This window comes from Mesorhizobium sp. M2E.F.Ca.ET.219.01.1.1 (assembly GCF_004016445.2).
Taxonomy (GTDB): Bacteria; Pseudomonadota; Alphaproteobacteria; order Rhizobiales; family Rhizobiaceae; genus Mesorhizobium.
In genome coordinates this window covers 1-335 of the sequence record NZ_SADT02000146.1, presented here as the reverse complement: position 1 = coordinate 335, position 335 = coordinate 1, and the positions used below count along the sequence as shown (strand labels likewise).

Below are 335 nucleotides of genomic sequence, written 5' to 3'. Positions count from 1 at the left end.
GTTCCGCCCGCGCACCACGGCGCCCCTTGGCCGAACGTTCCCAGTCTCGGATCGACCGATCCGTCCATCGCCCGGAGATCCGGGCGAATTCTCATTGCGCCCGGCTCCTCACTGCGATCTGCGGCGCCAGGTGTCGGTGGCGACGGCAAGCGCGATCACCACGCCGATCACCACCTGCTGGATGAAGGGCGACACGCCGAGCAGGTTGAGGCCGTTGCGCAGCACGCCGATGATGAGCACGCCGATCGCCGTGCCGCCGATCGAGCCGATGCCGCCCGACAGGCTGGCGCCACCGATCACCACCGCGGCGATGGTGTCGGCTACGAACTCGACAC

The 335-nt window shown here is 69.0% G+C and carries 1 pseudogene; it reads right to left on the bottom strand.

The features are described 5' to 3' along the window. Nucleotides 1-108: 108 nt before the first annotated feature. Nucleotides 109-335, bottom strand: a pseudogene (locus EN862_RS35295) (ABC transporter permease); the annotation flags it as partial.